This window comes from Roseivivax sp. CAU 1761, from assembly GCF_054482755.1.
Window position 1 is genome coordinate 54,704 of record NZ_JBTLRM010000007.1, and the last position, 25,978, is coordinate 80,681.

Sequence of the window (25,978 nt, forward strand, 5' to 3'; positions counted from 1 at the left end):
CCAAACACAGGAACGCATCCGATGACCCTTCCCCAAGGTTCAGACCCGGCGGCCGACGCCGCCGAGCGTCCGGCGCCCCTGCATGGCGGCAACGAATACCCGATGCTGGACATCCCGTTCTCGGTCACGGTCGAGGGCCGGCGCTATGCCGGCGAGGGCCTGTCGATGGTCGGCGCCGAGGTCGGCGGGCTGATCGACCCGGCGCTGCACGACGGCGAGGGCATCGCCCGGCTGATCTTCGACTTCCCGGGCTACCAGCTCGTCCTGACGCCCTCGGTGCGCGTGCATGTGCTCAGCGACAACCGCATGCACCTGGCCTTCACCGAACCCACCGGCGAGCATGCGCCGCAGCTGCGCCAGGTGCTGGGCGATTACATCTCCGGCGATCTCACCGCCTCGGGCTCGGTGATCCGCGCCGGCGCCTTCGCCGAGACCCGCGGCGCCAAGAGCCCGGCGCCGAAGCCGACCTTCGGGCAGCGCTTCCGCAGCGGCGTCGGCAGCCTGCTGGTCCTCGGCGCCACCGCGGCGCTGATCGCCATCGCCGTCGGCATGGCGCAGTCGCAGCTCTTCACCACCGCCATCGCGGCCCCGGGGCGGGTCATTCCCCAGGGCCAGACCATGCGCGCCACCGCCGACGGCCAGATCACCTTCCTCGATCTCGAGGCGCCGCAGGGCGAGGTGCTCTACGCCATCGACACCGTGGACGGCGAGACCCTCTCGGTCGCCATGCCCTGCGACTGCACCGGCCGCCCGGTCGGCGTCGAGGAGGGCAGCACGGTGCTCGCCGGGGAGCCGGTGGTCGCCGTGGCCGATCCCGACGCTCCGCTGATGGTGGAGGCCCGGCTGCCGCAGGAACTGCTGTTCCAGGTCCAGCGTGCCGGCCGTGTCGATGTCGAGCTCTCGGGCGGTGCGTCCTTCAGCGCACGGCTCGACGAGAGCTTCCGCCCGCCCGGGGCGCTCGAGGTCGACGCACCGGTGCGCGCGCTGCTCGAACCCGCGACCGCACTGCCCGACGACGCGGTGGGCCAGGTGGCGGCGCTGACCGTGCCACGCGATCCGCTGGCCCCGTTCGGGCCGGTCATCGCGGCCGGAGAGACCATCGGGGACACCGCCGAGGCGCAGTGGACCCGCAACATTCGGCCGCTCTTGGCCGGGGATACCCAAACCGATGGAGCTGAAAATGAGTGACCAAAAGATCCACCCGATCGTTCTCTCCGGGGGCATGGGGACCCGCCTCTGGCCGATGTCGCGGGTGCACCAACCCAAGCAGTTCCAGCCCATCGACGGCACCGGCAGCCCGAGCTTCCTGCAGGACACCGCGCTGCGCCACCGCGGTCCCGAATACCACGACCCGCTGCTCGTCGCGAGCGCGTCCGAGGAAGAGCTGATCTTCAAGCAGCTGGGCGAGATCGACGTCGCGGGCCGCTTCATCGGGGAGCCCAAGGGCCGCAATACCGGCCCCGCCGTCCTCGCCGCGGCGCTGCACCTGGCTGAGACGGATCCGGAGGCGCTGCTGCTGGTGCTGCCGTCGGATCACCGCATCCAGGGCAGCATGCGCGACACCGTGATGGCGGCGCGCCAGGCGGCGCGCGACGGCTGGATCGTGCTCTTCGGGATCGTGCCGCGCAGCCCCGAGACCGGCTTCGGATACATCACCGCCGGCACCGCGCTGGAGGGCATGAGCGACATTTCGCGCGTCGCCCGCTTCGTCGAGAAGCCGGACCTCGCCCATGCCGAGGCGCTGGTGGCCGGCGGCGAGACCTTCTGGGCGTCGGGCATCTCGATGATGCGGGCCGACATCCTGATCGACGAGTTCGCCCGGCACGCGCCCGACACGCTGGCGGCGGTCCGGGCCGCCCATGCCGCGGCGCGCCCGGTGGCGCATGGCCACGTCCTCGGGGCGGAGGCCTTCGCCGACGCCGAGAACGAGCCCACAGAGCGGCTGATCTTCGAGCGCACCGACCGCGTCGCGGTGGCGCCCTCCTCGGTGCATTGGAGCGATGTCGGCGCCTGGACCGCGATCCATTCGATCGGCGACAAGAGCGAATCCGGCAACGTGGAGTCGGGCGAGGTGGTCACCCTCGACACCCGCAACTCGCTGATCCGGGCCGGCGACAAGCTGGTGACGGTGATCGGCATGGAGGATCTGATCGTCGTCGACACGCCCGACGCGCTGCTCGTCACCAACCACGCCCACGCCCAGATGGTGAAGGACGCGGTCAACAAGCTGAAGGCCGAGAACCGCCGCGAGGTGATGACGCACCGCGAGACCTCGCCGCTGGGCGGCAACGACGTCGCGGCCCACAACGTGCCCTCGGGGCGCGCGCTCCGGGTCGTCGGCGGCGAGCCGGCGGGCGCCATCCTGGCGGTGGTCTCGGGCGAGGCGGCGGTGCTGAACGGCTCCAAGACCGGGCCGAAATCGGCCGGCGCGCATCTCTCGGTCGGCCCGGGCGAGACCATGCTGGTCGAAAACCACGGCGAGAGCGACCTGCGCCTGATCACCATCGAGCTGTCGCAGGACACCCGCACCGAGCTCACTCTGGCGCAGGCCGGCGAACCCGGCCGCTGGGGCCGCGCCAGTGCGTGAGCGTCTGCTCAGATGGGCCGCCGCGGCGGCGCTAGCGGCGGGGCTTTGCGTCCCCGCCGCGGCGCCGGCGCAGTCCGAGGCCACGCTCAGCCTGTCGGATGCCCGGCTGGCGCTGATGCAGCTCGCCGCGGGGACCGGGCAGGCCCAGACCGACCTGCTCGACGCCGCCGACCGCGCCCTCTATCTCCAGGAGGGGCAGGCCACCCTGTCCGGTCTGGTGGCGGCCGCCGAGGCGGCGGGCCTCGCCGATACGCTGCGGGTGGCCGAGGACGGCACCGTGACCGCCCTCCGGCCCATCGTGGTGCTGCAGGGCGCCGAGCTGATCCTCGGCCCGGGCGACCGGCTGCGTCTCGACCGGCGCGAGGGCGCCTTCCTGCTGTCGCTCGGCCGCACCCGCTTCGACGGCGCCGAGGTCGCCTCCTCGGGCGGGCGCCATCCGCGGATCGCGGGCTATCGCCCGTTCATCGCCGGGCTGGGCGAAAGCAGCCTGCACCTGCAGGACAGCCGCTTCGTCGATCTGGGCTATGGCGGCAGCCGCGAGACCGGCGGCGTGGCGCTGAGCGGGCGTGGCCTGCTCGGCAGCGGCACGGCCGGGGCGATCACCGGCAACGAGTTCGTCGATCTGAGAACCGTCAGCCTGCGCGATCTCGACGATCTGGAATTCAGCGGCAACCGCCTGATCGGCAACCGCGGCAGCGCGCTGCGGCTCGACGCGCTGAGCGATGCCCGGGTGCACGACAACGAGATCCGCCGGCCGCAGGGCGCCGAGGCGCTGCACGCCTCCGACCTGAGCGGCGGCGTCATCGCCCGGAACCGGTTCCTCGACGGCCAGGGCAAGGGCGTCCGCCTCGACGACCGCAGCCGCAACCTGCGCTTCGCGGACAACGAGGTGACCGGCTTCGACGGCTCCGGCCTGACCCTGGCCGAGGGCGCGGCCTGCATCTGGCTCGACAACAACCGCGTGGCGGGGAACCGCGGCGCCGGCATCGCCGTACGCGAGACCGGGGCCTTCATCCTGTCGGGCAACGCGATCGAGCGCAATGTCGGGCCGGGCCTTGCCGTCGTCGCGCAGCACGAGGGCAGCGAGGGCCTGGTCCTGCGCAACCGCTTCGCCAAGAACCGCCAGGGCCTGCGCGGCTCCCAGCTCGCCACGCTGCGGCTGGCGCGCAACGATCTCGGCGGGCAGATGCCGCGGCTCTTCGGTGGCGATCTCGACCAGCACAGCGCGCTCTGGCTGAGCGACCGCCGCGACGACCGCGCCACCAGCATGGTGATCGACCGCGTCGCCGCGCGCAGCGACGCCCCGCTGCGCCGCGATGCCGCGACGGCGGCCTTCGCGGCCTGCGGTCCCACCGAGGAAGGAGGCGCCTGACATGGTCTTCTCGTCCGAGACATTCCTCTTCCTGTTCCTGCCGGGCTTTCTCGCGCTCTACTACCTGACGCCCTGGCGTTGGAAATCGGCGACGCTGCTGGCCGGATCCTACGTCTTCTACGCCTGGTGGCGGGTGGACTTCCTGCTGCTGCTCGTCGGCACCACGATCTGGGCCTACCTCGTCGGCCGCGCGATCCGCGCCAGCGATGGGCGGCGGCGCCGGATCTGGACCGGGATCGGGGTGGCGGGCTGCCTCGGCGTTCTCGGCGTCTTCAAGTATCTCGGCTTCTTCCTCGACAGCCTGACCGCCCTTTTCGGGACCACGCCCGACGCCATCGGCCTGCACTGGCAGGTGCTGCTGCCCATCGGCGTGTCGTTCTACGTCTTCCAGTCGGTCAGCTATCTGATCGACACGCATCGCGGCGACGCCCCCGATGACGGCGTGTCGCTGCTCGACTTCGCGGCCTTCATCGCGCTGTTCCCGCAGCTCATCGCGGGGCCGATCCTGCGCTACAAGGATCTGGCGCACCAGTTCCGCCACCGCACCCATTCGCTGGACCTGTTCACGAGCGGCATGGAGCGGTTCTTCATCGGCCTGGCCAAGAAGGTGCTGCTGGCCGATGCCGTGGCGCCGCTGGCCGATCTCGCCTTCGGCACGGCCGACCCGTCGCTGGCGCTGGCCTGGCTGGGCGCCGTGGCCTACATGATGCAGCTCTATTTCGACTTCTCGGGCTATTCCGACATGGCGATCGGCCTCGGCATGATGCTGGGCTTCCGCTTCGTCGAGAACTTCGACACGCCCTACGTGGCGCGGTCGATCACCGAGTTCTGGCAGCGCTGGCACATCTCGCTGTCGATCTGGCTGCGCGACTACCTCTACATCCCGCTCGGCGGCAACCGCGCCGGCGCGGTGCGGACCTACCTGAACCTGATGATTGTGATGGTGCTGGGCGGGCTCTGGCACGGCGCCGCCTGGACCTACGTGCTCTGGGGCGCCTGGCATGGCGGCTGGCTCGCCTTCGAGCGCTACAGCGGCTGGGCCAAGGCGCGCTCGCCCGCGGCGCTGCTGCGCACGCTTCTGGTGGTGCTGCTGGGCTGGGCGATGTTCCGCGCCGCCTCGGTGCCCGAGGCCGGGTCGGTGCTGGCCGGCATGGCCGGGCTCAACGGCATCGCCCTCGGCGGCGCCGCGGCGCTCGAGATGACGCGCGAAAGCCTCGTCTTCCTCGCCCTCGCGCTCCTCGTGGCGACGGTGGAGCCGGCCTTCCGCCGGGCCGTCCGCACGACGCCCGGGGTGAGCATGGGCGGCGGCGCGGTGACCCTCGCCAACACGCTCCTGCCGAGCGCGGTGATCACGCTGATCGCCGGCCTCACCGTGCTCAAGCTCGCCGAGCAGAGCTTCTCGCCCTTCCTGTACTTCCAGTTCTAGGCCCCGACATGACGCGACTTCTCTCCGCCACGCGATACGCGCTGCCGCTGCTCTTCCTGGGCTATGCGGGCTACGTGAACGTCTCGATCTTCAGCGATTGGGACGGCCTCGGGCAGACGCCGGAGAACATCGCGCAGGGCGGCGCCACCGCAGCCCTCGACGATCTCTACAGCGCCGAACAGCCGCACCGCGACCTGGCCGTGTCGGCGCTTGGCGCGGCGCGCTATCTGGGGCTCGGCGAAGGCCGGCCCGGGGTGACGGTGGGCCGCGACGGCTGGCTGTTCACCGACGAGGAGATGCGTCCGGCCGAGCCGGCGCAGATCGCGACCGGGCTCGAGCAGGTGCGCGCGGTCGCGGCGCAATTGGCCGAGCACGGCGCCGAACTCGTGGTGATCCCGCTGCCCGCCAAGGTCGACCTCTACCGCGACCGCGGCCCGGACGGGACCGGCGCGGCCATGGCGGAGCAATATGCCGCCTTCCGCGACGGCCTGGCCGCGGCCGGCATCGCCCATGTCGACGCCCGGCCGGCGCTGCGCGCCGCCGCGTCCGAGACGCCGGTGTTCCTGACCCGCGACACCCACTGGACCCCGGACGGGGCCCGCGCCGTGGCGCAGGCCGCCGCCGCCTCAAACGCCATCGAGCCGGGCGGGACCGAGTTCGTCCGGCGCGCCGACCGGCCCGAGGAATTCGTGGGCGACCTGGTCTCCTTCGTGACCTCCGAGGCGCTGGCCCCCGAGATCGGCCTCGCACCGGAGCGGGTCACGCCCTACGTGGCCGAGGAGGCGGGCGGCACCTCCGGGGGCATCTTCGCCACCGAGGCCGCTTCCATCGACACGGTGCTGGTCGGCACCAGCTACAGCGCCAACCCGAACTGGAGCTTTGCGCCGGCGCTCAAGCTGGCGCTGGGCCGCGACATCCTGAACCTGGCCGAGGAAGGGCAGGGGCCGTTCGCCCCGATGCAGGCCCTGCTGTCCGACCCGGCCCTGGCCGAGACCCCGCCGCGCTACGTGCTGTGGGAAATCCCCGTGCGCTACCTCGGCGAGGTCGCGCCGGGCTCGGACCGCCCGCAAACCGCAACTCCGGAGATCATTCATGGTTAAACCGTTCTCCCTGCTGCTGCTCTCCGCCGTGCTGGCCGCGCCGGCCGCCGCGGCCCCGGTGGCGCCGCTGGCCCCGGACCTTCCGCGGTCGGCGCCGGTGGCGGCCTTCGACAACCGTGTCGAGCGCACCACCGATCTGCCGACCTGGGAATTGCAGCGCCTGCGCAAGCGCATGCAGGCCGGCCAGCGGCTGTCGTTCCAGGACATGCGGCGGCTCGCCGATGCCGGCGACGGGTTGGCGGCGTTCCGCTATGGCAAGCGCCTCGTCGCCCTCGACGATCCCGACCTGCTGCCCGACGCCGCGCTGTACTTCGCCTCGGCCGCCTATACCGACCGCGATTACGCCGTGCGGCCGCTGATCCGGATCCTCGAACGGGGCGATCACGGCATGTCGGAGAAGCGGCTCGACCACCTGGAGAACGCGCTGCGCGCCTTCGCCATCCGCGGCAATCCGCATGCCTCCGAGGCGCTGGCCCGCTTCTACGAGCAGGGCAGCCCCTTCGGCCGGCATCCCGAACGGGCGCAGTCCCTGCTTCTGGAACGCGCCGAGGCCGGCGACCAGGAGGCGGCGATGACGCTGGTCACCCGGTCGATGTCGGGCGAGGCCGAACTGACCGAGGCGGAGATGCGCAGCCTGCTCGACCAGGTCGCCAGCAACGCCGAGACGCTGGGCCGCCGGACGATGGCCGAGAACCTGCTGCGCGGGCTCGGATCGGAGAGCGCCGAGGCGTCCGACAGCCAGCCCTGAGCAACGGAACTGGGCCGTTTTTCCGAAACGGCCGGACGGAAGGACATGCAATGAACAGATCGACTTCGATCCTTGCCGGAACCGCGCTCGCCTGCACGCTGGCCGGCGCCGCGGCGGCGCAGGACAGCGACGCCGAGGCCGGCGGCCCGGATGCCGCCGCGTCGAATTATGGCTGCACCGGATTGGCCACGGCCGATCCGATGGCGGTTCTCGAGGGGCGGGACGGCGTCTTCTACCGGCTCAACCTCGACATGCGGATGAGCCACCCGCTGTCCGCGGGCGCCGCCGAGGCGGTCGGCCGGCTGGCCGAGGCGCTGGCGCAGCGCGGCACGAGGCTGGTTTATCTGCCGGTGCCCACGAAGAGCCTCGCGCTGCCGGATCATCTGCCGGACAGCGCCGCGACCTACGGCTACGAGACCCGGCTCGCCGATGCGGCCTACCAGGATTTCCTCGGCAAGCTGGAAGGCGCCGGCATCGCCGCGGTCGACGCGGTCGCGGCCTTGCGCGAAGCGGGGCAGGGCGCCGAACTGCCCTTCATCGCCAGCGATTTCCACTGGTCGGCCGAGGGTGCCCGGGCCGCCGCCCGGGCGGTGGCCGAGCGGCTGGAGGCGCTGCCGGGCATGGCGGAGCTGCCGCGCACCGAACATGTCACCCGGGCCACCGATCCGGTGTCCATCGCCTCTCCGATGCGGCGCCAGATCCAGCCCTATTGCGCCGAGAGCCTGCCGCAGGCGCGCACCCAGGGCTTTGTCACCGAGGCCGCCGGCCAGGCCGATTCCGGGGGCGGCATCTTCGCCGATGCCGAGAGCGCGCCGCCGATCTCGCTGGTCGGAACCTCGATGTCGGCCGAACCGGCCTTCAACTTCGCCGGCTTCCTCGCCGAGGCGGCCGAGATGGAGGTGGCGAACTACGCCATCACCGGCGGCAACCAGTACGGCAGCCTGACCTCCTATCTGCTGTCCGAGGATTTCCGCGCGGCGCCCCCCGACGTGATCGTCTGGGAAAACCCGATCTACAACAATCTCGGCGAGTTCGGCGAGGAGCCGCTGCTGGAACTGATCGCCGCGGTGCGCGACGAGTGCAGCCCGGTGGAGACCGAGATCCTGGCCGACGGCACGCTGGCCGCCGATCTGGCGCCGGGCGCGTTGGGCCCCGACACCGCCATCCGCGCCGATTCCGGCGAGGCCACCGGCCGCCAGGCCACCTTCACCTTCCGGGCCGGCGACGCCACCGTGGTCGAGAGCACCATCATCCGCCCCGACCGCTACGAGCAGACGCGCTGGTTCTACAAGGCGCTGGCGCCGCTGCGCCGGACCGATTTCACCCATGTCGAAGTGAGCTTCGACCAAGCCGCCACGGACGACGCGTCCCTGGCCATCTGCGAAACGGAGAGCACGCAATCATGACCATTCGACCCTTTGCCTTCGCCGGTCTTCTCGGAACCGCAGCAGCGGCGCTGGCGCAGCCCGCCATGGCCCAGGATGACAGCCTGTATCCCGAGCCCTCGGCGCCCGACGCCTCCTTCCTCCGAATGATCCTGCCCGAGGACGGCAGCGCCGAGATCGACGGCGCCAAGCTCGCCCCCGTGGCCGGCGGCGTGACCGCCTATACCGAGGTCGCGCCGGGAACGGTGGAGATCGAGGTCGGCGGCGAGACCGCGACCGTCGAGGTCGGCGCGAACCAGCATTACACGTGGACCGCTGAAGGCGGGACGCCGGCGCTGATCGAGGATGCGGTGAAGGATTCGCCGGCCCAGGCCGATCTGCTGATCTACAACCTGTCGCAGGCCGGTGAGGTCGATCTCTATGCCGTCGAGGCCGAGACCGAGGCCCTGTCGGATGTCGCGGCCGGCGGCCACCAGGGCGTCGGGCTGAAGGCGCCGCTGACCCTGACCTTCGAGGTCCGCCAGGACGACCGGACGCTGGCCGCGCTCGACCCCGTGGACCTGCGGCGCGGCGCCGCGACGACGATCGTGGTCCGCGGAGCGCCCGACGCGGTCGAGGCGTCCGCCATGGACAGCGTCTACGAATAATTCTTCCGCCACCGTTCCGGAGGTCAGATGACCCGTTTTCCGATCCGTTTCGCGACCGCGCTGGCGCTGGGCCTGACCCCGCCGGTCGTCGCCTCGGCCGAGCCCGTCGATGTGGATTTCGCTCCGCCCGAGATTGCCGCCCAGAATGTCTGCGTCCCGCGCCCCACCGCCGCCCAGCTCGAGGCGCGCTGGGGCGACTGGGACGGCACGCTGGACGACCGGCCCGTGGCGCTGATCCGGCGCGATCTGCGCCTGATGCGCGACAACGCTCCGGAACGGTGGTTCGACACGATCGTGGCGGCCTATGACCGGCTCGAAGCCGAGGTCGAGAGCTACGGTCCCCGTGACCGCGCGCTCGACCAGATCGACCTGCTGGTGGCGGCCGGACGCATCGCCGAGCTGGAGGAAAGCGGGCTTCTCGACCGGTTGGTGGAGATCGCCGATGGCGGCAGCCGCGGCGCCATGGTCACCCTGGCCGAGATGCTGGCCGCCGGCACCGGCTTCGAGCGCGACCGCGAGCGGGCGATCGGCTACTGGCGCCGCGCGGCCTATGCCGGCCATGCCGGCGCGCTCCTGCAGATGGCCGGGCTGACCGCCGACGGCACCGAGATCGAGGACTGGACCATCGCCCCCGACATCGCCGTGACGATGGGGTTCGGGGCCATGCTGGGCGATCTCGACGCCACCGTCTGCGACCGCATCAGCCGCATCGCCACGCGCTACCGCAAGGGCGACGTGGTGGTGCAGGACCTCGCCCGCGCCGAGGATTGGTACCGCCTCGGCGCCCGGCTCGGCGGCGCCGACGCGGCCTGGAACGTGGCCCAGCTGCACATCGATGCCGAGGGGGTCGGCCGCGACGTCGAGACCCTGCTGAGCCATCTCGAGCAGGCCGCCGATGCCGATCTGCCCTACGCGATGCTGGCCTTCGCGGAACAGCTCGAACGCGGCGCGCTGCTGCCGCGCGACCTCGACCGGGCGCGGGCGCTCTACCGCGAGGCCGCCGATCTGGGCGACCGCACGGCGCTGATCCGTCTCGTCCGCCTCGAACGGCGCGCCGGCGACGGGCCGGAGCACCGCGCCGAGGTCATCGCCGCGCTGGAACGGCTGCTGGCCGCCGGCGAGCCGCCGGCCTGGGCCTATCTCCAGCTCGGCGACCGGATCCTCGAACGCGACGGCCGCTGGGGCGGCGAGGCCGAGGCCATGGAGATGTACCGCAAGGCGCTGGCGATCGATCCCGGCCACGTGCCCGCCCGCACCCGTCTGGCGGATCTGGAACTGCGCCATGTCGCATCGCCGGAGGATTTCGAGACGGTGGCCTCCCACCTGCGCTACGCGGTGCGGGCGGAGGGCCTGACCGCACCGATGCAGACCCTGGGCGACGCCTTCCTGTGCCGCCGTCCCTCGGCGCCGCAGCCCGAGAACGCGGCCTATTGGGACCGCATGGAGGCCTTCTCGAGCGATGCCACGCTGTCGCCCAGCGACGGTGATCTGCGCAGCATCGCGCCCGACAGCGACCCGCTCTTCTACGCCCATCTGCAGGCCCAGGCCGTCAACGCGCGTTCGCGCTCGACCGCCAATTTCCTCGAGGTCGCCCGCAACCATCCGGAGGCGCCCGATCTCGCCGCGCTGCGCCGGCTGGCACGCGAGGACAGCGACCGGCTCGGCGTGGCCGAGGCCAAGCTGGATCTCCGCCTCGGACGGCGCGAGGAGGCGATCGCCCACCTGGAGGACGCGCTAGCCCGCGGCGAGGCGGAAGCCGGCCCGATGGTCATCAACCTGCTGGAGGACGCCACCAAGCGCGACGAGGAGGGCCGCCAGAGGCTGCTCGACCTTGCGGCGCGGCTGGCCGCGGAGGGCAATGGCGATGCCATCCGCGCGCTGGTGCGGCTCGATCCCGAGACCGATGCGGCGGCCGCCTTCGCCACCTATGGCGACGCCATCGCGCGCAACGGGGACTTCTCCGCGCTGGTCTTCGCGCTGCCGCATCTCGACTCCGCCGAGGCGCGGCAGGATTACGTCCACCGCGCCCGGACGGTGATGAACTGTTCCAGCCGCAGCGCGCTCGAACTGGCGCTGACGCTAAACGACGTCGGCGACGCCGAGGGCGCGCGGCACTGGATCGAGGTCGCCCGCGCCTCCGTCGACCGGCCGCAATGGGAGCTGGTGGCAGTGGCCGATGCCATTCTCGATCACGGCCTGGGCGACGCGCCCCTCGACGAGGCGGTCGCCCTCTACCGGCGCGCCGCCGATGCCGGTTACGCGCCGGGCATGCGCCGCATGCTCGACCTGCGGGACGAGGGCCGGCTGGAGATGCCGATCGAGGAGGCGGTGGCGCTCTACGAGGAGCTGATCCGCACTGCCGAAACCGATCAGGTGGTCTCTGCGTTGGCCTCTCTCGAATATGTCGAACCCGAACTGGCCGCCCGGGTCGAGGACCGGGTGGACCGCCGGGAGGTCTACCGCGCCGCTGCCGAGGAGGGCGATCCGCTGGCCCAGCTCGAACTCGCCAAGCTCGTCCGGGACGACGCCTCCGGCGCGGCCGAACTGGATCAGTACGCCGATCTCCTGCGGCGCGCGGCGGAGCAGGGCAATGCCGAGGCGATGCTGCTGCTGTCCCGGGCCTATGCCTACGGCATCGGCACCGCCCAGGACCCCGAGGCCTCGCGCGACTGGCTGCGCCGCGCCGCAGGGGCGGGCAATGCCGAGGCGCGCGCCATCGCGCCGATGTTGAACAGCGACGAAAGGACCGACAGCTGATGAGCCGTTTCACCCAAGCGACCGCCGCGGCGGGCATTGCGCTTCTCGGCGCAGCCCCCGCCTGGGCGCAGCAGGAGAGCCGCGCCAGCGCCCCGCAGGCCGGTGACGTGACCTGCATGGACGTCCCCGAACCCGTGGTCTCGCTTGCCTATGGCAGCCGCTACACCGACGACAGCGCGGACCGCTCCGACCTCGACAAGAAGGCCAATGCCGCGGTGAACGAGGCGCTGGGGCCGATCGACGATTTCGTGTCCGACCTCGCGGCGCGCGCCAACGAGGCGGTGGATGCCGAGGACGGCTCGGAGGCCGCCACCTGCGTGGTCGATGCCCTGGCGGTCTGGGCCGCGGCCGATGCGCTGAGCGAGCTTGAGACCATGAACGCGCGGATCTCGAGCCCGTCGCGGATCGGCGGCATGGCGCTGGCCTATCTGCAGGCCAAACAGAGCGGCGAGATCGATCCCGACCGGGCCGAACTGGTCGAATCCTGGCTGCGCGACCGCGGCCGCGCCGCGATGGCCTATTTCGACGGCGAGGCGCCGCCCAAGGCCAGCCGCAACAACCTGCGCGCCTGGGCCGGGCTGGCCGCCACGGCGATCGGCCGCGCCTCGGGCGACGACGTGCTGAGCAGCTGGGGCGGCTATACCGCATCGCTGATCGCCTGTTCCGCCGATGCCGACGGCGCGCTGCCGCTGGAGATGGACCGCGGCCCGCGGGCGCTGCATTACCAGCTGCACGCCGTGGCGCCGCTGGTCGTCTCCGCCGCCATGCTGGAACAGCAGGGGCACGAGATCTTCTCGGCCTGCGAGGACGCGATCCCGCGGATCGTCGGCTTCACCACCCGCGCGGTGGAGTCCCCCGATCTGGTCGAGGCCAAGGCCGGCGAGAAGCAGACCTACCAGACCGGCGAAGACGAGATCCAATCCTTCGAACTGGCCTGGGCCGAGGCCTACCTGTCGGTCTTCGAGGATGACGAGGTGGCACGCCTGGCCGAAGCCTATCGCCCGCTGGGCAATTCCAAGCTCGGCGGCAGCCAGTCGCTGCTCTGGTAAGCGGGTGCGGCAGAACGGAGAAAGGCCGGGCAGGGTGCCCGGCCTTTATCATGCAAACCGGCCCGAGGCATCAGCTGCCGGCGATCCGGACGCGCCGCACGTCCATGTCGCGCACCCGCACCGTCACTGGCGCGGTCAGGATGCGCCCCTCGGGCGACAGGCCGCGCCGGCGGTCCATCGGACCGTAGCCCTGATGCAGAAGCCCCAGGCGCATCTCCACCGGGTGATCGGGCTGCTGCACCGCGGGGTTGCAATGGTAGGTGAACGGCGCCGCGCAATCGGCCGGCACGATGGTGTCGATGCCGCGGCGGGCGATCACGGTCCGGCCGTCACAGCGCACCTGCAACAGGCCGTCCTGGCGGTGCCAGCGGATCAGCACCTCGACATCGGTCCATTGCGCCAGCTGGCGCGGCGCGGCGCAGGTGGTATCGCCAAAGCTCAGACCGGTCACGGCATCGAGATGCATGGCATAGAGCTTGTTCTGGCTCGTCTCGTCGCGGCGCCAATCCGCGACGGTGAGCAGGCTGCGGCGGTTCGGCCCGCCGCGGTAGACGAAGGGCTGGTCCACCTTGAGGCTGAAGCGGTAACGGATGGCCCATCCGGGCTCGGCCAGCAGCGTGGATTTCAGCAGGCTGCGATCGTTGCCATGATAGCAGTCGCTGACCTCGCGTGCCGCGTATTCGCGCTCGGAGCAATCCGAGGCCGGCAGCGAGAACACGGTCTCGGCGCCGCGCTGCATTGGCGGCTTGCCGTTGTAGCTGTGGGGAACGAAGTCGGGCTCGGCGCCGGCGGGCCCGTGCAGGAACAGCGCGAGGGCGACGCCGGATAGAGTTCGGAACCAGTGTGATGTCATGCAATCCTCCTGTGATCAGAAGGGCGCGCGGCCTCGGCAGGTTCCCGCCGAAACATCTCTTTCTCGCACGCATGGTCAGTGTGTGACTTGGCGCCAAGCAAGGCGGATAATCAATATTATGTAAATTGCGCCTTGGGCCGCTAATGCGTTGGCATGACGAAGATCTCGCGCACCGTGGCGCGGTCCGGTGCTTCCAGCGCGTGCAGGACTGCCGCCGCGACGTCCTCCGGCTGCAGCTTGTCGGGCTTCGGCTCGTCGAAGAACGCGGTGTCCACCATGCCCGGCGCGATCACCGTGCAGCGGCCGCCCCATTCGCGCATCTCCTCGGCGAGATTGCCGGCATAGCCGTGCACGAACCATTTCGACGCCGAGTAGATCGAGCCCTTGATATGCGTCCGGCCCGCCGCCGAGCCGGTCAGCACCAGATGCCCGCCACGCTCCTGCAGATGCGGCATCGCCGCCTTGGCCGTCCAGAGAACGCCCAGGATGTTCAACTGCACGAGGCGCTGCCATTCTTCCGGGTAGCCCTCGGCGGTGCCGGCCTTCGACAGCCCGGTCCCGGCATTGGCGAAGGCCGCGTCAACGCCGCCACGCGCCGCGGCGAGTTCGGCCAGCGCCTCCTGCTGGTCCTCGAGGCGTCCGGCATCGCCCGGCAGCACGGTGGCGGCGGACCCGATCTCCTCGGCCAGCGGGTCGAGCTTGTCGCGCGAGCGTGCAAAGAGCCCGACATTCCAGCCCTGCGCGGCGGCCTGGCGCGCCGTGGCGGCGCCGATGCCGCTCGATGCGCCGGTGATGAACAGCGTTCGTGCCATGGTGCGCTCCCGTCCTGCAGCGCTTCACAACTGGCCCGCTTTGGCAACCCGTCCAGCGCTGTCCGGAAACTTTTCCCGGACTCGATTGTTTATGTGGCAACACAGAATTCTGGAGAGCCTCGATATGCATCGCCTCGCCATCGCCGCCGCCGGACTCGTGACGCTGGGCGCCGCCGCACTCGCCGCCAATGACGGCCCCTCCACCAGCGAGATCATCGAGATCGAGGTGCCGTTGGAAAAGCTGGCGGAATGCCAGCAAACCCTGCGCGAAGTCGCCGGAATGCCCGCAGTCCATGACAATGGCACGCCGATCCTGTTCGACCGCAGCGCCGATTTGCCCGATGTCCGCTGCGTGGCCGAGAACGCCTGAGAATTCGACCCGCCGTTTTCCGGCGCGTCATTCGAATTGACGAAATTACCGAAATTATATCCATTTGCATGAAAGCAACCTCTGGGCGATTTCGACCGTTTCCAATCATCTGGACTTTCGGGGGTGTTGCCGAATATTGTTTTTCACGTGAAGAGTTTACTACTGCATTCAGTTGGTGTGCCGCTCACACCCGCCGCCACGGGCGGTCCGATTTCGGGATCAAGCATGGATCCGAGACTATTGGAGAAGATCAACGCTCTCACGGATGCCGATTCCGTGGAGAAGTTGTGGACCCAGCATTGTGCAAACATGCTGGAATATGGCTTCGACCGTTTGATCTATGGATTCACTATGTTCCGCACCGACACGTCGCTCGGGGATCCGAATGATTTCGTTGTCTTCAGCAATCATGATCGCGAATACCTGGACGGATTTCTGACCCGGAAGCTGTATTATCACGCCCCGATGGTGCGCTGGGCGCTGTCCAATGACGGAGCCTGCTCCTGGAGCCTGCTGCGGCAGCGCCATGCCTCCGGCGCCCTCACGCGCGAGGAAAAGGAAGTCCTTGAATTCAATCGCAAGCACGATGTGGTCGCCGGCTACTCGATCAGCTTCCGCTCGATGTCGAGCCGCGGCAAGGGCGCCATCGCCCTGACCGCCCGGCGCGGGCTGGGCCACGACGATGTCGACGCGCTCTGGCAGGTGAATGGCCGCGCCATCGTGCTGATGAACAACATCGTCCACCTGAAAATCCTCACCCTGCCCCACCGCCCAGCCAACCAGGCGCTCACGCCGCGCCAGCGCCAGGCTCTGGAATGGGTGGGCGCCGGCAAGACCACGGCGGATATCGCGCAGATTCTCGGATTGACCCAGGCCACGGTGGAAAAACATCTGCGGCTGGCCCGGGAAGCGCTGAACGTCGAGACCACCGCACAGGCGGTGATGAAGGCGACCGTCCAAAACCAAATGTACAACCCCGACCTTTGAATTGGTTTCGAGTCCGCTTTTAAACGGAGCGCGAATTGGTCAGGCTCTTTTCTGCCGCAGGTCAGGGATTCCAGACTTTCCCTTACCTCGGGTCACCGATCATGATGCACCTGTTCCGAGAGTGAGTGGCCTACCGGCCATGGGACAGGAGGACCTCATCCCCGTAATATCGGGGCCCTGAGGGGCCTCCCGGCATTATGCCAGAGCGGCGCCTGGATGCATTTTCATCCGTGTGTCGCGGGTCCGACCGGCCCTGTTTGCTCATCCCCAATGTCTCCGGGGTCGGTCGGGTCCCACGGTGCCTGCACCCAGAACCGGCACTGTCCGGCCTGACGGCCGAACGGCAAGGAAGCCGCCCCTCGGGGCGGCTTCCAAACGTTTGCCGCGTCGCGTGGTGCCTCAGCCCTGTGCGGCCTTGGCGACCTCGGCGGCGAAGTCCTCTTCCTTCTTCTCGATGCCCTCGCCCACGGCGAGCCGCACGAAGCCGGTGATCTCGGCGCCGGCCTCCTGGGCGGCCTGGGCCACGGTCTTGTCCGGGTCGACGACGAAGGCCTGACCCAGCAGGGTGATCTCGGCCAGGTACTTCTTCATGCGGCCCTCGATCATCTTCTCGATGACCTGCTCCGGCTTGCCCGACTCGCGCGCGATGTCGATCTGGATCTGGCGCTCCTTCTCGAGCACCGCCGGGTCGAGATCGGCTTCGCCGAGCGAGGCCGGGTTGGCCGCGGCGATGTGCATGGCGACCTGGCGGCCGAACGCCTCGTCGCCGCCGGTCATCGCCACCAGCACGCCGATCTGGCCCATGTTCGGCGCGGCGGCGTTGTGCACGTAGGTCGCGACGGTCTCACCCGAGACCTTGGCCATGCGGCGCACCGACATGTTCTCGCCGATCTTGGCGATGGCATCGGTCAGCGCGTCGTTGACGGTCTTGCCGCCGAGATCGGCGCCCTTCAGCGCCTCGACGTCGTCGACGCCGGTGGCCTTGTCGGCGATCTGCGAAACGAGCTTCTGGAACTCGGCGTTCTTGGCGACGAAGTCGGTCTCGGAGTTTACCTCGACGGCCACGCCGGTGCCGTTCTCGACGCTGACGGCCACCAGGCCCTCGGCGGCGGTGCGGCCGGATTTCTTGGCCGCCTTGGCCAGGCCCTTGGTGCGCAGCCAGTCGACCGCCGCGTCCATGTCGCCGTCGGTCTCGGTCAGCGCCTTCTTGGCATCCATCATGCCTGCGCCGGTCATCTCGCGCAGTTCTTTCACCTGTGCGGCAGTGATCGCCATGTCGGCTCTCCTCGTCTGTCTGTCTAAGCTCGGCGGCGGAGCCGGACCGCGGGTCGGGCCGGTCTCATACGCCGCCTGATGTCACGGGAGCGTGTCGCGCCTGCGACAGCGGATATGGGGGCCGGACCGGCTTGGCGAAAGGGGGCGGGCGGAAGGCCCCTGCCCCCGCGCCGCCGGTCCGGCCGGACCCGATCAGGCCTGGGCGCCGCCCTCGGCCTCGGCCACGGCATCCTCGACCGGGGCCTCTTCCAGCGCGCCGATGTCGACGCCGGCGCCTTCCATCTGCGCCGACATGCCGTCGAGCGCGGCGCGGGCGGCGAGGTCGCAGTAGAGCGCGATGGCGCGGGCCGCGTCATCGTTGCCCGGCACGATGTAGTCGATGCCCTCGGGCGAGCAGTTGGTGTCGACGATGGCGACCACCGGGATGCCCAGCTTCTTGGCCTCGGCGACGGCCAGCTGCTCTTTCTTGACGTCGATCACGAAGAGCAGGTCCGGCAGGCCGCCCATCTCACGGATGCCGCCCAGCGAGGCCTCGAGCTTGGCCTGCTCGCGCTCCATGCCCAGACGCTCTTTCTTGGTCAGGCCCTCGGCGCCGGCGGCCATCTGCTCGTCGATGGTCTTCAGGCGCTGGATCGACTGCGACACGGTCTGCCAGTTGGTCAGGGTGCCGCCCAGCCAGCGGTGGTTCATGTAGTACTGCGCGCAGCGCTCGGCGGCATCGGCCACCGGCTGCTGGGCCTGGCGCTTGGTGCCGACGAACAGCACCCGGCCGCCCTTGGCGACGGTCTCGCGGATGACGTTCAGCGCCGCGTCGAGCATCGGCACGGTCTGCGTCAGGTCCATGATGTGGATGCCGTTGCGCGCGCCGTAGATGAACTCGCCCATGCGGGGGTTCCAGCGCTGCGTCTGGTGGCCGAAATGCACGCCAGCTTCGAGCAGCTGACGCATGGAGAACTCGGGAAGAGCCATGCCGTTTTCCTTTCCGGTTTGCGCCTTGGCGGGGTTGAGGGGGCCGGAGCCCCAACCGGTGGACGTCCGGGGATGTCTCCCCCGGGCCGCCCGACCCCGCCTGCGGGATTGAACGTCGCGCCATTAGCAGCCCCGCGGACCGGGCACAAGCGCCGATCCCGGGCAGCGCCGGACTATTCGGCCACCGCGTCGCCCCAGGCGGTCATCACTTCGGTCATGCCGAAACGGCGCGCACCGTCCTGCAGCACCGCTGCCGGGCAGGCAAACGGATAGGGCAAGAGCGTGCGCCGCACCGCGGTCACCGGCGCCACCTGCCCCAGCGCCTCCTGCACCTCGGCCGGCAGGCGGTCGTCGGCGACGATCGCCGCGCCGCCCGAGACGTCGATGCGCGGCTGGTCGAAGGCGCCCTGCAGGTCGAGCCCGAGATCGCCGAGGAAGGAGGCGATCTGGGTCACCGCGGGCAGGATCTTGCGCCCGCCCGACGCGCCGAGCGCGAAGCGCCGGCCTTGGGCCTCGCCCAGCACCGGGCAGACATTCATCAGGCAGGCGCGGTCGGGGCCCAGCGAGTTCGGCTTCCCCGGCTCGGGGTCGAACCACATGATGCCGTTGTTGAGCAGGAAGCCGGTCTCGGGCGACACGATGCGCGCGCCGAACAGCGACAGCAGCGTCTGGGTATGCGCCACCATGTTGCCGTCGCGGTCGACGACGGAGAAATGCGTGGTGCAGCCCGGGGTCTCGGGCACCTCGCCGGCCGCGCCCATGCGCGCCAGCCGGTCGCGATAGGCGGCGGCCAGCGCCCGGGCATAGGCCGGGTAGGCGCGCCGCGGATCGCCGAGATCGTCGGCCGAGAGCGCGGTGATCGCCGCGGCGAAGGTCGGCCCGGCGGTCAGCCCCGGCATAACGTGGTAGAGCGCGTCGCGCGCCCGCACCGCGAGCGGCGGCTCGAAGCGGGCGCCGTGGCGGGCGAGGTCGTCGCGGCTGAGATAGCCGCCCTTGTCGCGGACATCGCGCGCCAGCGCCGCGCCGAGATCGCCGCCATGCAGCGCCGCCGCGCCCTCGCGCGCCAGCGTGTCGAGGCTGTCGGCCATCCGGCTTTGGTCGATCCGGGCCTCGGCCTGCGCGGTCCAGCCGTAGGGCCGCGGCAGCCGGTCGGGGCCGAGGAACATCGCCGCCGCGTCGTCGTCGCGGGCGAGGTCCGAGGCCGCGGTGGCGACGATCAGCGTGGCGTACCAGTCGAGCGCCATGCCGCGCCGGGCCTGCGCCACCGCCGGCGCCAGCAGCTCGGCCCAGGGCAGCCGGCCCCAGCGCTTGTGCGCCGCGGCGTGACCGTCGACCATCGCCGGCACGGCGACCGCGCGGGCGCCGCGCACGTTGCGGTCCTCGACCACCCGGGCCCAGGGAAAGAGGTCGTCGGCGACGCCCTCGCCGGACAAAGCGAAATCCTCCACCCGCAGCCCCGCGGGGGCCTTCATGCCGAAATTCAGGGCATGCGCCTCCCCGGTCCCGGCGCGCCAGTGCATCGCCGCGCCGCCGCCCGCCGGCCCCGACATCCACGGCTCCAGCACCGAGACGACGAAACCGCAGGCCACCGCGGCATCGACCGCGTCGCCGCCGGCGCGCAGCACCTCGGCGCCGGCCTCCGCCGCCTGCCGGTGCTGCGCCGCCACCACGCCGTGGCGGGTCTCCACCACGTGCTTGGCGATCTCCATGCTGTGCGACAGCGCCTCCGACACCGGGTCAGGCCCCGAGCCGGCAGAACAGCCCGGCGGCAAGGCGCGCGCGCTCCACCAGGCTTTCGATCTCGATATGCTCGGTCAGGGTGTGCAGGCCCTTGCCGCGCACGCCGATGGAATCGAGCGTCGGGATCCCCAGCGCCCCGGTGAAGTTGCCGTCCGAGCCGCCGCCCGCCGAGGCACCGGAGATCTCGAAGCCGATCTCGCCGGCGATCTCCTGGGCGAGCTGCAGCATCGCCATGGTGCCGGGCTGGTCGGGCTCCCAGACCGGGCGGGTGACGCCGCGGCGGACCTCCATGATCACCTCGCCCTTGTCGGAGTTCAGCGCCAGCATCTTGGCCACGCCTTCGTCCAGCAGTTCCTGCGTCTTGGCCATGGTCAGCACCTCGGCGTCGCAGACCGAGGAGACGCAATTGACCCATTGTCCGGAATGGATGACGCCCAGCGAGAAGGTGCAATCCTCGGTCGTCATGCCCTCGATCTCGGCCACCTTGGCGGCCATCGCGGCGATCGCCGAGCGGCCCTCGGAGAGCTGCCAGCCGGCATGGCTCGGCCTTCCGCGGGTCTGCAGGTCGAAGCGCGCGATGGCGTAGCGGCCGATCACCGCGCCGCCGTCGGGACGCGCCGGTTCCGGCACCAGCACGAAGCGGTGGCGCCGCGCCTCGGCCTCGATCAGCTCGCGCGTGGACGGCGTGCCGATCTCCTCGTCGGGGGTGAACAGCACGGTCACCGGCAGCGGCGTCTCGATGCCGGCGGCCAGCAGTTTGCGCAGCGCGTCGAGATAGACGTAATTTCCGCCCTTCATGTCCATGATGCCCGGCCCGTAGCAGAGCCCGCCCTCGCGCCGGAACGGCAGCTGCGCCAGCGTGCCGACCGGGTGCACGGTGTCCATGTGGCCGAGCAGCAGGATGCCGCCCTCGCCCTGGCGCGGATGCGGCATGGCGGCGCGGACGCTGTCGCCGCAGCCCATGCGGCCCGGGATGCGCTCCACCCGGGCGCCGAGCGCGGCCAGTTCGTGCTGCACCAGATCCATCATGCGATTGACCGCGGCGGCGTCGAAGGTCGGGCTCTCGGTCTCGATCCAGGGCTTCAGTCCGGCCAGCATCTGGTCGGTGTCGAAGGGCAGTCCGGGCGCGTCGAACATGGGCAATACTCCTGTGGCGCGGGCCGCGCGCGACCCGCGTGAAAGACGGAAACGGGATGGCGGCGAGGTCAGCCGCGCGGCAGCCGGGTCTCCACGATGCGGGCATAGACCGAGGCGCCGACCGGCAGGATCGCGTCGTCGAGCACGAAGGCCGGGTTGTGCAGCGGGATCGAGCCGGCATGGCCGATCCGGCAATAGGCGCCGGGGACGGCCTTCAGCATGTCGGCGAAATCCTCCGAGCCGGTCATCTGGTCGTCGGTGAGCGACGACTGCCCGGCGCCCACCACGTCGGCGGCGGCGGCGACATAGGCGTCCGACAGCTCGGGATCGTTCATCAGCACGTCGAAGACGTTGCGCAGCTCGGCGGTGATCTCCACCCCGTAGGCCTGGGAGAGCCCGGCGCAGAGCTCGCGGATGCGGGTCTCGGCGAGCTCCGCCACCTCGTCGTGGAAATAGCGGATGGTGCCGGAGATCGTCGCCCGGTCAGGCACGACGTTATAGGCCGATCCGGCATTGAACGTGGTCACCGACAGCACCACCGGCTTGGTCGGCGGGGTGTTGCGGCTGACCACCGATTGCAGCTGCTGCACCAGCGCCGTGCCGATGACGATCGGGTCGCGCGACTGGTGCGGCATGGCGGCGTGGCTGCCGGTGCCCTTGACGGTGATGTCGAAGAAGGTCGCCCCCGCCATGGCCGGGCCCGGGGTCACCGTGACGATCCCGGGATCGGCGGTCGGGTCGTTGTGCATGCCGTAGATCTCGTCGCAGGGGAAGCGTTCGAAGAGCCCCTCGGCGAGCATCCGGCGGGCGCCGCCCAGGCCCTCCTCGGCGGGCTGGAAGATCAGTACCACGGTGCCGTCGAACTCCCGTGTCGCGGCGAGGTAGCGCGCCGCGCCCAGCAGCATCGTGGTGTGGCCGTCATGGCCGCAGGCATGCATCCTTCCGGGATTGGTCGAGGCATAGGCCACGCCCGAGGCCTCCTCGATCGGCAGCGCGTCCATGTCGGCGCGCAGGCCGATGCGGCGGTTGCCGCCGCCCTGCCCCTTGATCAGGCCGATCACGCCGGTGCCGCCAATGCCCTCGTGGACCTCGTCGACGCCCCAGGCGCGCAGCTTCTCGGCGACCAGCGCCGCAGTCCGGGTCTCCTCGAAGCCGAGCTCGGGATGGGCGTGGATGTCGTGGCGGATCTCGGTCAGCTCGTCGGCAAATTCGGCGATTTTCGGAATGACGCTCATGCGGGGGCTCCTTCGAATGCGGGGGCGCGCTCGAGCGCGCGGAAATGGGCGAAATCCCAGTGCCGCCCGGGGGCGGCCTCGATCAGGTCGCGGGTATAGGGGTGGCGCGGGTTCGACAGCACCGCGCCGGCCGGGCCCTGCTCGACCACCGCGCCCTTCTGCATCACCACCACGTCATCGCAGATCTGCGCCGCGACCCGCAGGTCGTGGGTGATGAACAGCATGGCGATGCCGAAGCGGGCCTGCACGTCGTCGAGCAGGTCGAGCACCTGCGCCTGCACGCTGACGTCGAGCGCCGAGACCGCCTCGTCGGCGACCAGCAGGTCGGGCCGCATGGCGACCGCGCGGGCGATGGCGATGCGCTGGCGCTGACCGCCGGAGAATTGGTGCGGGTAACGGTCGAGCGCGTCGCGCGGCAACTCCACCAGCTCCATCAGCTCGGCGGCGCGGGCCATCGCCTCGGCCTTGGGCGTGCCGAAATTGATCGGCCCCTCGCAGAGCGACTTGGCCACCGTCCAGCGCGGGTTGAGCGACCGGTACGGGTCCTGGAAGACGATCTGGAAGTGCTTGCGGTGCGGCTGCAGCCGGCGCCGCGACAGGCGGGCGATCTCGGTGCCGGCGATGCGGACCTCGCCGCCGGTGGGATCGATCAGCCGCATGATGCAGCGCGCCACGGTGGACTTGCCGGAACCGCTTTCGCCGACGATGCCGAGCGTGCGGCCCGGCGCGATGGTGAAGGTGACGTCGCGCGCCGCCTGCACCCCCTCGCGCCGGCGCAACCAGCCGCCGCCGCCATAGGTCATCTGCAGCCGGTCGACCGACAGCACCTTGTCGCCCTCGGGCGCCGCCCGCGCCGGGCGCGGCGCGAGGTTGGGCACCGCCTGCAGCAGCCGCCGCGTATAGCCGTCCTGCGGCGCCGTCAGCAGGTCGCGGATCGGCGCGCGCTCGACGATGCGGCCCTTCTGCATGACGCTGACCGTGTCGGCGATCTCGGCCACCACGCCCATGTCGTGGGTGATGAACAGCACCGCGGTGCCGTGGCGCTCCTGCATCTCGGCGATGAGCTTGAGGATCTGCAGCTGCGTGGTGACGTCGAGCGCGGTGGTCGGCTCGTCGGCGATCAGCAGGTCGGGATCGAGCACCAGCGCCATGGCGATCATGATGCGCTGGCGCTGCCCGCCCGAGAGCTGGTGCGGAAAGGCGGCATAGATCCGCTCCACATCCGGCAGGTGGACGTCCTCCATGATCTCGAGCGTGCGCTTCTTGGCCTCGGCGGCGGAGAGATCGGTGTGCATGTTCAGCACCTCCTCGATCTGCTCGCCGACCCGCAGCACGGGGTTCAGCGCCGTCATCGGCTCCTGGAAGATCATCGCGATGCGGCGCGGCCGGAGCGCCCGCATCTGGGCCGGGCTGGCGGCGGTGATCTCGGTCCCCTCGAGGTCGATCAGACCGCCCTGCACCTCCAGTGCGCCCTTGGGCAAGAGGCCCATCACCGCCAGCGAGGTCACCGACTTGCCGGAGCCGCTTTCGCCGACCAGGCAATGCGTCTCGCCGGCGCGGATGTCGAGGTCGATGCCGTCGAGCACCGGCGCCGCGTCGGGCCGTCCGGCGAGGCCGACCCTGAGATCGCGGATCGTCAGCACCTGCTGCGCGGTCGAGAAATCCTTGGACTTGAACTGCATCGCTCAGCCCTCCCGCTTCTTCATGCGCGGATCGAGCAGGTCGCGCGCGGTGTCGCCCAGGAGGTTGATCGACAGGATGCAGAGCGACAGCAGCAGCCCCGGCCAGAAGATCAGCCCCGGCTTGATCTGGAAGTAGGTCCGGCCCTCGGCCATGATGTTGCCCCAGGTCGGGATCTCGGTGGAGACGCCGGCGCCGAGGAAGGACAGGATGGCCTCGATCAGGATCGCCGAGGCGCAGATATAGGTGCCCTGCACGATCAGCGGCGCCAGGGTGTTGGGCATCAGGTGGCGGAACAGGATCTTCGGCATCGATGAGCCGAGCGCGATCGCCGCCTCCACGTAGGGCTCCTCGCGCGCCGAGAGCACGACCGAGCGCACCAGGCGCACGACCCGGGGCACTTCCGGCACCGTGATGGCGATGATCACCGAGCCGAGGCTCGGCCCGTTCAGCGCCACCAGCGCGATCGCCAGGAGGATCGCCGGGATCGCCATCAGGCTGTCCATCACCCGCATGATGATGCCGTCGGCGGCGCGGAAGAAGCCCGCGACGAGGCCGATCAGCAGGCCGATGGCGACCGAGACGATGGCCGCGCCGATGCCGATCAGGAGCGACACCCGGCCGCCGGTCATCACCCGGCTGAAGATGTCGCGGCCGTAGGGATCGGTGCCGAGCATGTGGTCCTCCGACGGCGGCTTGAGACGCGCCATGGCGTCCATCGTCATCGGGTCGTAAGGCACGTAGAGCGGCGCGAAGAGCGAGGCCAGGACGATGGCCACGAGGGTCGCCGCGGCGATCGCCGGCCCGGCGCCGAGCCGCGCGCCCGCCGGCAGCGACAGCATTCCGGTCAGGACCTGGAAGGCGCTGTGTCGGGATTGGGGGATCTCGGTCATCAGTAGCGGATCCTCGGGTCGAAGAAGGAATAGGAGACGTCGACCAGCAGGTTGACGAAGACGTAGATGCCGGCGGTGAACAGGATCATCGCCTGGATCACCGGGTAGTCGCGGGCGAGGATCGCATCGACCGTGAGCCGGCCGATGCCGGGGATGTTGAACACGCTCTCGGTGACCACCACGCCCGAGATCAGCAGCGCGAAGCCGGTGCCGATGATGGTCAGGATCGGCACCGCGGCGTTGCGCAGGGCGTGCCGGAACAGCACCACGTTCTCGCGCACGCCCTTGGCGCGGGCGGTGCGGATGTAATCCTCGCTTAGCACCTCGAGCATCGAGGCGCGGGTCATCCGCGCGATCAGCGCGACATAGATGGTGGCCAGCGTCAGCGACGGCAGGATGGCGCGCGACAGGAAGTCCCAGAGTCCCTCCGAGGGCGCCTTGTAGCCCTGCACCGGCAGCCAGCGCAGCTCCAGCGAGAAGATCTGGATGAGGATGTAGCCGATGACGAAGACCGGCACCGAGAAGCCCAGCACCGAGAACGACATCACCATGAAATCGATCCAGGTGCGGTGGCGCCAGGCCGCGATCACCCCCATCGGCACGGCGAGCAGCACCGAGATCACGATGGTCATCAGCGCGATGTTGATGGTCGGGCCGAGCCGGCTGCCGATCATGCCGGCGACATCGGTGTTGGAAATCAGCGAGGTGCCGAGATCGCCGCGCAGCATCTGGCCGACCCAGGTCAGGAATTGCACGTGGATCGGGTCGTTGAGACCCAGGCGGTCGCGGATGCGTTCGAGCTGCGCCGGCGTCGCGGCGTCGCCGGCGAGGATCGCCGCCGGGTCGCCCGGCGTGAGCCGCAGCAGCAGAAAGACGAAGATCGCCACGATGATCATCACCGGCACGGTGGCGAGGATCCGTTTCAGGATGTAGCCGAGCATGGGCGCTCCCTGTCC

The 25,978-nt window shown here is 70.3% G+C and carries 22 protein-coding genes; 12 read left to right on the top strand and 10 right to left on the bottom strand.

The annotated features are described in order from the left end of the window. The first annotated feature begins 21 nt into the window (after positions 1-21). From ACXYMW_RS06560 to ACXYMW_RS06605, 10 genes are read left to right on the top strand one after another with little or no spacing between them, the layout of a single operon-like run. Positions 22-1,188 carry a hypothetical protein gene (locus ACXYMW_RS06560; RefSeq protein WP_459034499.1) on the top strand — a complete coding sequence of 389 codons (1,167 nt, stop codon included), beginning with the start codon at positions 22-24 and terminating at the stop codon, positions 1,186-1,188. Further along, a complete protein-coding gene (locus ACXYMW_RS06565; RefSeq protein ID WP_459034500.1) occupies positions 1,181-2,587 on the top strand; it encodes a mannose-1-phosphate guanylyltransferase in 1,407 nt (468 codons plus the stop codon). The genes ACXYMW_RS06560 and ACXYMW_RS06565 overlap by 8 nt, the downstream gene beginning before the upstream one ends. Beyond that, on the top strand, positions 2,580-3,959 hold the full coding sequence (locus tag ACXYMW_RS06570; protein ID WP_459034501.1) for a right-handed parallel beta-helix repeat-containing protein: 1,380 nt from the start codon (positions 2,580-2,582) through the stop codon (positions 3,957-3,959). Before ACXYMW_RS06565 ends, ACXYMW_RS06570 begins: the two co-directional genes overlap by 8 nt. A 1-nt stretch (position 3,960) precedes the next feature. Next, the gene (locus ACXYMW_RS06575) at positions 3,961-5,385 is read left to right on the top strand and encodes an MBOAT family O-acyltransferase (protein WP_459034502.1); all 1,425 of its coding nucleotides are present in this window, start codon (positions 3,961-3,963) and stop codon (positions 5,383-5,385) included. An 8-nt stretch (positions 5,386-5,393) separates the two neighbouring features. After that, complete coding sequence (locus ACXYMW_RS06580; RefSeq protein ID WP_459034503.1) at positions 5,394-6,485, top strand: alginate O-acetyltransferase AlgX-related protein; 1,092 nt, start codon at positions 5,394-5,396, stop codon at positions 6,483-6,485. Further along, the gene (locus ACXYMW_RS06585; protein WP_459034504.1) at positions 6,478-7,233 is read left to right on the top strand and encodes a hypothetical protein; all 756 of its coding nucleotides are present in this window, start codon (positions 6,478-6,480) and stop codon (positions 7,231-7,233) included. Before ACXYMW_RS06580 ends, ACXYMW_RS06585 begins: the two co-directional genes overlap by 8 nt. Positions 7,234-7,283: 50 nt before the next feature. After that, positions 7,284-8,639, top strand: a complete 1,356-nt coding sequence (locus ACXYMW_RS06590; protein WP_459034505.1) for an alginate O-acetyltransferase AlgX-related protein — start codon at positions 7,284-7,286, stop codon at positions 8,637-8,639. Further along, complete coding sequence (locus ACXYMW_RS06595; protein ID WP_459034506.1) at positions 8,636-9,265, top strand: alginate O-acetyltransferase AlgF; 630 nt, start codon at positions 8,636-8,638, stop codon at positions 9,263-9,265. Before ACXYMW_RS06590 ends, ACXYMW_RS06595 begins: the two co-directional genes overlap by 4 nt. A gap of 27 nt (positions 9,266-9,292) precedes the next feature. Beyond that, positions 9,293-12,022 carry a hypothetical protein gene (locus ACXYMW_RS06600; RefSeq protein ID WP_459034507.1) on the top strand — a complete coding sequence of 910 codons (2,730 nt, stop codon included), beginning with the start codon at positions 9,293-9,295 and terminating at the stop codon, positions 12,020-12,022. Next, positions 12,022-13,071: an alginate lyase family protein gene (locus tag ACXYMW_RS06605; RefSeq protein ID WP_459034508.1), complete on the top strand. Its 1,050-nt coding sequence runs from the start codon at positions 12,022-12,024 to the stop codon at positions 13,069-13,071. Before ACXYMW_RS06600 ends, ACXYMW_RS06605 begins: the two co-directional genes overlap by 1 nt. A gap of 70 nt (positions 13,072-13,141) precedes the next feature. On the opposite strand, the gene ACXYMW_RS06610 is transcribed toward ACXYMW_RS06605, so the two are convergent. Continuing rightward, positions 13,142-13,924: a hypothetical protein gene (locus ACXYMW_RS06610; protein ID WP_459034509.1), complete on the bottom strand. Its 783-nt coding sequence runs from the start codon at positions 13,922-13,924 to the stop codon at positions 13,142-13,144. 140 nt (positions 13,925-14,064) lie between these two features. Next, on the bottom strand, positions 14,065-14,736 hold the full coding sequence (locus tag ACXYMW_RS06615) for an SDR family oxidoreductase (RefSeq protein ID WP_459034510.1): 672 nt from the start codon (positions 14,734-14,736) through the stop codon (positions 14,065-14,067). 91 nt (positions 14,737-14,827) lie between these two features. Between ACXYMW_RS06615 and ACXYMW_RS06620 the strand changes: the two genes are divergently transcribed. Both ACXYMW_RS06620 and ACXYMW_RS06625 read left to right on the top strand, forming a co-directional pair. Next, on the top strand, positions 14,828-15,106 hold the full coding sequence (locus tag ACXYMW_RS06620; protein WP_459034511.1) for a hypothetical protein: 279 nt from the start codon (positions 14,828-14,830) through the stop codon (positions 15,104-15,106). 225 nt (positions 15,107-15,331) lie between these two features. After that, positions 15,332-16,093, top strand: coding sequence for a LuxR family transcriptional regulator (locus ACXYMW_RS06625; protein ID WP_459034512.1), 762 nt, complete (start codon positions 15,332-15,334; stop codon positions 16,091-16,093). Between the two features lie 399 nt (positions 16,094-16,492). Here ACXYMW_RS06625 and tsf read toward each other — a convergent pair whose 3' ends face one another. From tsf to ACXYMW_RS06665, 8 genes are all read right to left on the bottom strand, one after another. Next, on the bottom strand, positions 16,493-17,368 hold the full coding sequence (gene tsf / locus ACXYMW_RS06630) for a translation elongation factor Ts (protein WP_459034513.1): 876 nt from the start codon (positions 17,366-17,368) through the stop codon (positions 16,493-16,495). 192 nt (positions 17,369-17,560) lie between these two features. Beyond that, positions 17,561-18,337, bottom strand: coding sequence for a 30S ribosomal protein S2 (rpsB, locus tag ACXYMW_RS06635; protein WP_459034514.1), 777 nt, complete (start codon positions 18,335-18,337; stop codon positions 17,561-17,563). A 173-nt stretch (positions 18,338-18,510) separates the two neighbouring features. Then, complete coding sequence (locus tag ACXYMW_RS06640) at positions 18,511-20,070, bottom strand: gamma-glutamyltransferase (RefSeq protein ID WP_459034515.1); 1,560 nt, start codon at positions 20,068-20,070, stop codon at positions 18,511-18,513. A gap of 4 nt (positions 20,071-20,074) precedes the next feature. Further along, on the bottom strand, positions 20,075-21,214 hold the full coding sequence (locus tag ACXYMW_RS06645; protein WP_459034516.1) for a M20/M25/M40 family metallo-hydrolase: 1,140 nt from the start codon (positions 21,212-21,214) through the stop codon (positions 20,075-20,077). 68 nt (positions 21,215-21,282) lie between these two features. Further along, positions 21,283-22,449, bottom strand: coding sequence for a M20 aminoacylase family protein (locus tag ACXYMW_RS06650; protein WP_459034517.1), 1,167 nt, complete (start codon positions 22,447-22,449; stop codon positions 21,283-21,285). Further along, on the bottom strand, positions 22,446-24,131 hold the full coding sequence (locus ACXYMW_RS06655) for an ABC transporter ATP-binding protein (protein ID WP_459034518.1): 1,686 nt from the start codon (positions 24,129-24,131) through the stop codon (positions 22,446-22,448). Before ACXYMW_RS06655 ends, ACXYMW_RS06650 begins: the two co-directional genes overlap by 4 nt. A gap of 3 nt (positions 24,132-24,134) precedes the next feature. Further along, the gene (locus ACXYMW_RS06660; protein ID WP_459034519.1) at positions 24,135-25,022 is read right to left on the bottom strand and encodes an ABC transporter permease; all 888 of its coding nucleotides are present in this window, start codon (positions 25,020-25,022) and stop codon (positions 24,135-24,137) included. Further along, on the bottom strand, positions 25,022-25,963 hold the full coding sequence (locus tag ACXYMW_RS06665; RefSeq protein ID WP_459034520.1) for an ABC transporter permease: 942 nt from the start codon (positions 25,961-25,963) through the stop codon (positions 25,022-25,024). The genes ACXYMW_RS06660 and ACXYMW_RS06665 overlap by 1 nt, the downstream gene beginning before the upstream one ends. Positions 25,964-25,978 lie beyond the last annotated feature (15 nt).

Bases quoted from the DNA above. Each gene is read 5' to 3' on its own strand.
- ACXYMW_RS06615 (WP_459034510.1), bottom strand. From the start codon at position 14,736: ATGGCACGAACGCTGTTCATCACCGGCGCATCGAGCGGCATCGGCGCC.
- ACXYMW_RS06645 (WP_459034516.1), bottom strand. From the start codon at position 21,214: ATGTTCGACGCGCCCGGACTGCCCTTCGACACCGACCAGATGCTGGCC.
- ACXYMW_RS06600 (WP_459034507.1), top strand. From the start codon at position 9,293: ATGACCCGTTTTCCGATCCGTTTCGCGACCGCGCTGGCGCTGGGCCTG.
- ACXYMW_RS06585 (WP_459034504.1), top strand. From the start codon at position 6,478: ATGGTTAAACCGTTCTCCCTGCTGCTGCTCTCCGCCGTGCTGGCCGCG.
- ACXYMW_RS06610 (WP_459034509.1), bottom strand. From the start codon at position 13,924: ATGACATCACACTGGTTCCGAACTCTATCCGGCGTCGCCCTCGCGCTG.
- ACXYMW_RS06560 (WP_459034499.1), top strand. From the start codon at position 22: ATGACCCTTCCCCAAGGTTCAGACCCGGCGGCCGACGCCGCCGAGCGT.
- ACXYMW_RS06625 (WP_459034512.1), top strand. From the start codon at position 15,332: ATGGATCCGAGACTATTGGAGAAGATCAACGCTCTCACGGATGCCGAT.
- ACXYMW_RS06565 (WP_459034500.1), top strand. From the start codon at position 1,181: ATGAGTGACCAAAAGATCCACCCGATCGTTCTCTCCGGGGGCATGGGG.
- ACXYMW_RS06605 (WP_459034508.1), top strand. From the start codon at position 12,022: ATGAGCCGTTTCACCCAAGCGACCGCCGCGGCGGGCATTGCGCTTCTC.
- ACXYMW_RS06595 (WP_459034506.1), top strand. From the start codon at position 8,636: ATGACCATTCGACCCTTTGCCTTCGCCGGTCTTCTCGGAACCGCAGCA.
- ACXYMW_RS06580 (WP_459034503.1), top strand. From the start codon at position 5,394: ATGACGCGACTTCTCTCCGCCACGCGATACGCGCTGCCGCTGCTCTTC.
- ACXYMW_RS06590 (WP_459034505.1), top strand. From the start codon at position 7,284: ATGAACAGATCGACTTCGATCCTTGCCGGAACCGCGCTCGCCTGCACG.
- ACXYMW_RS06655 (WP_459034518.1), bottom strand. From the start codon at position 24,131: ATGCAGTTCAAGTCCAAGGATTTCTCGACCGCGCAGCAGGTGCTGACG.
- tsf (WP_459034513.1), bottom strand. From the start codon at position 17,368: ATGGCGATCACTGCCGCACAGGTGAAAGAACTGCGCGAGATGACCGGC.
- ACXYMW_RS06660 (WP_459034519.1), bottom strand. From the start codon at position 25,022: ATGACCGAGATCCCCCAATCCCGACACAGCGCCTTCCAGGTCCTGACC.
- ACXYMW_RS06620 (WP_459034511.1), top strand. From the start codon at position 14,828: ATGTGGCAACACAGAATTCTGGAGAGCCTCGATATGCATCGCCTCGCC.
- rpsB (WP_459034514.1), bottom strand. From the start codon at position 18,337: ATGGCTCTTCCCGAGTTCTCCATGCGTCAGCTGCTCGAAGCTGGCGTG.
- ACXYMW_RS06650 (WP_459034517.1), bottom strand. From the start codon at position 22,449: ATGAGCGTCATTCCGAAAATCGCCGAATTTGCCGACGAGCTGACCGAG.
- ACXYMW_RS06575 (WP_459034502.1), top strand. From the start codon at position 3,961: ATGGTCTTCTCGTCCGAGACATTCCTCTTCCTGTTCCTGCCGGGCTTT.
- ACXYMW_RS06665 (WP_459034520.1), bottom strand. From the start codon at position 25,963: ATGCTCGGCTACATCCTGAAACGGATCCTCGCCACCGTGCCGGTGATG.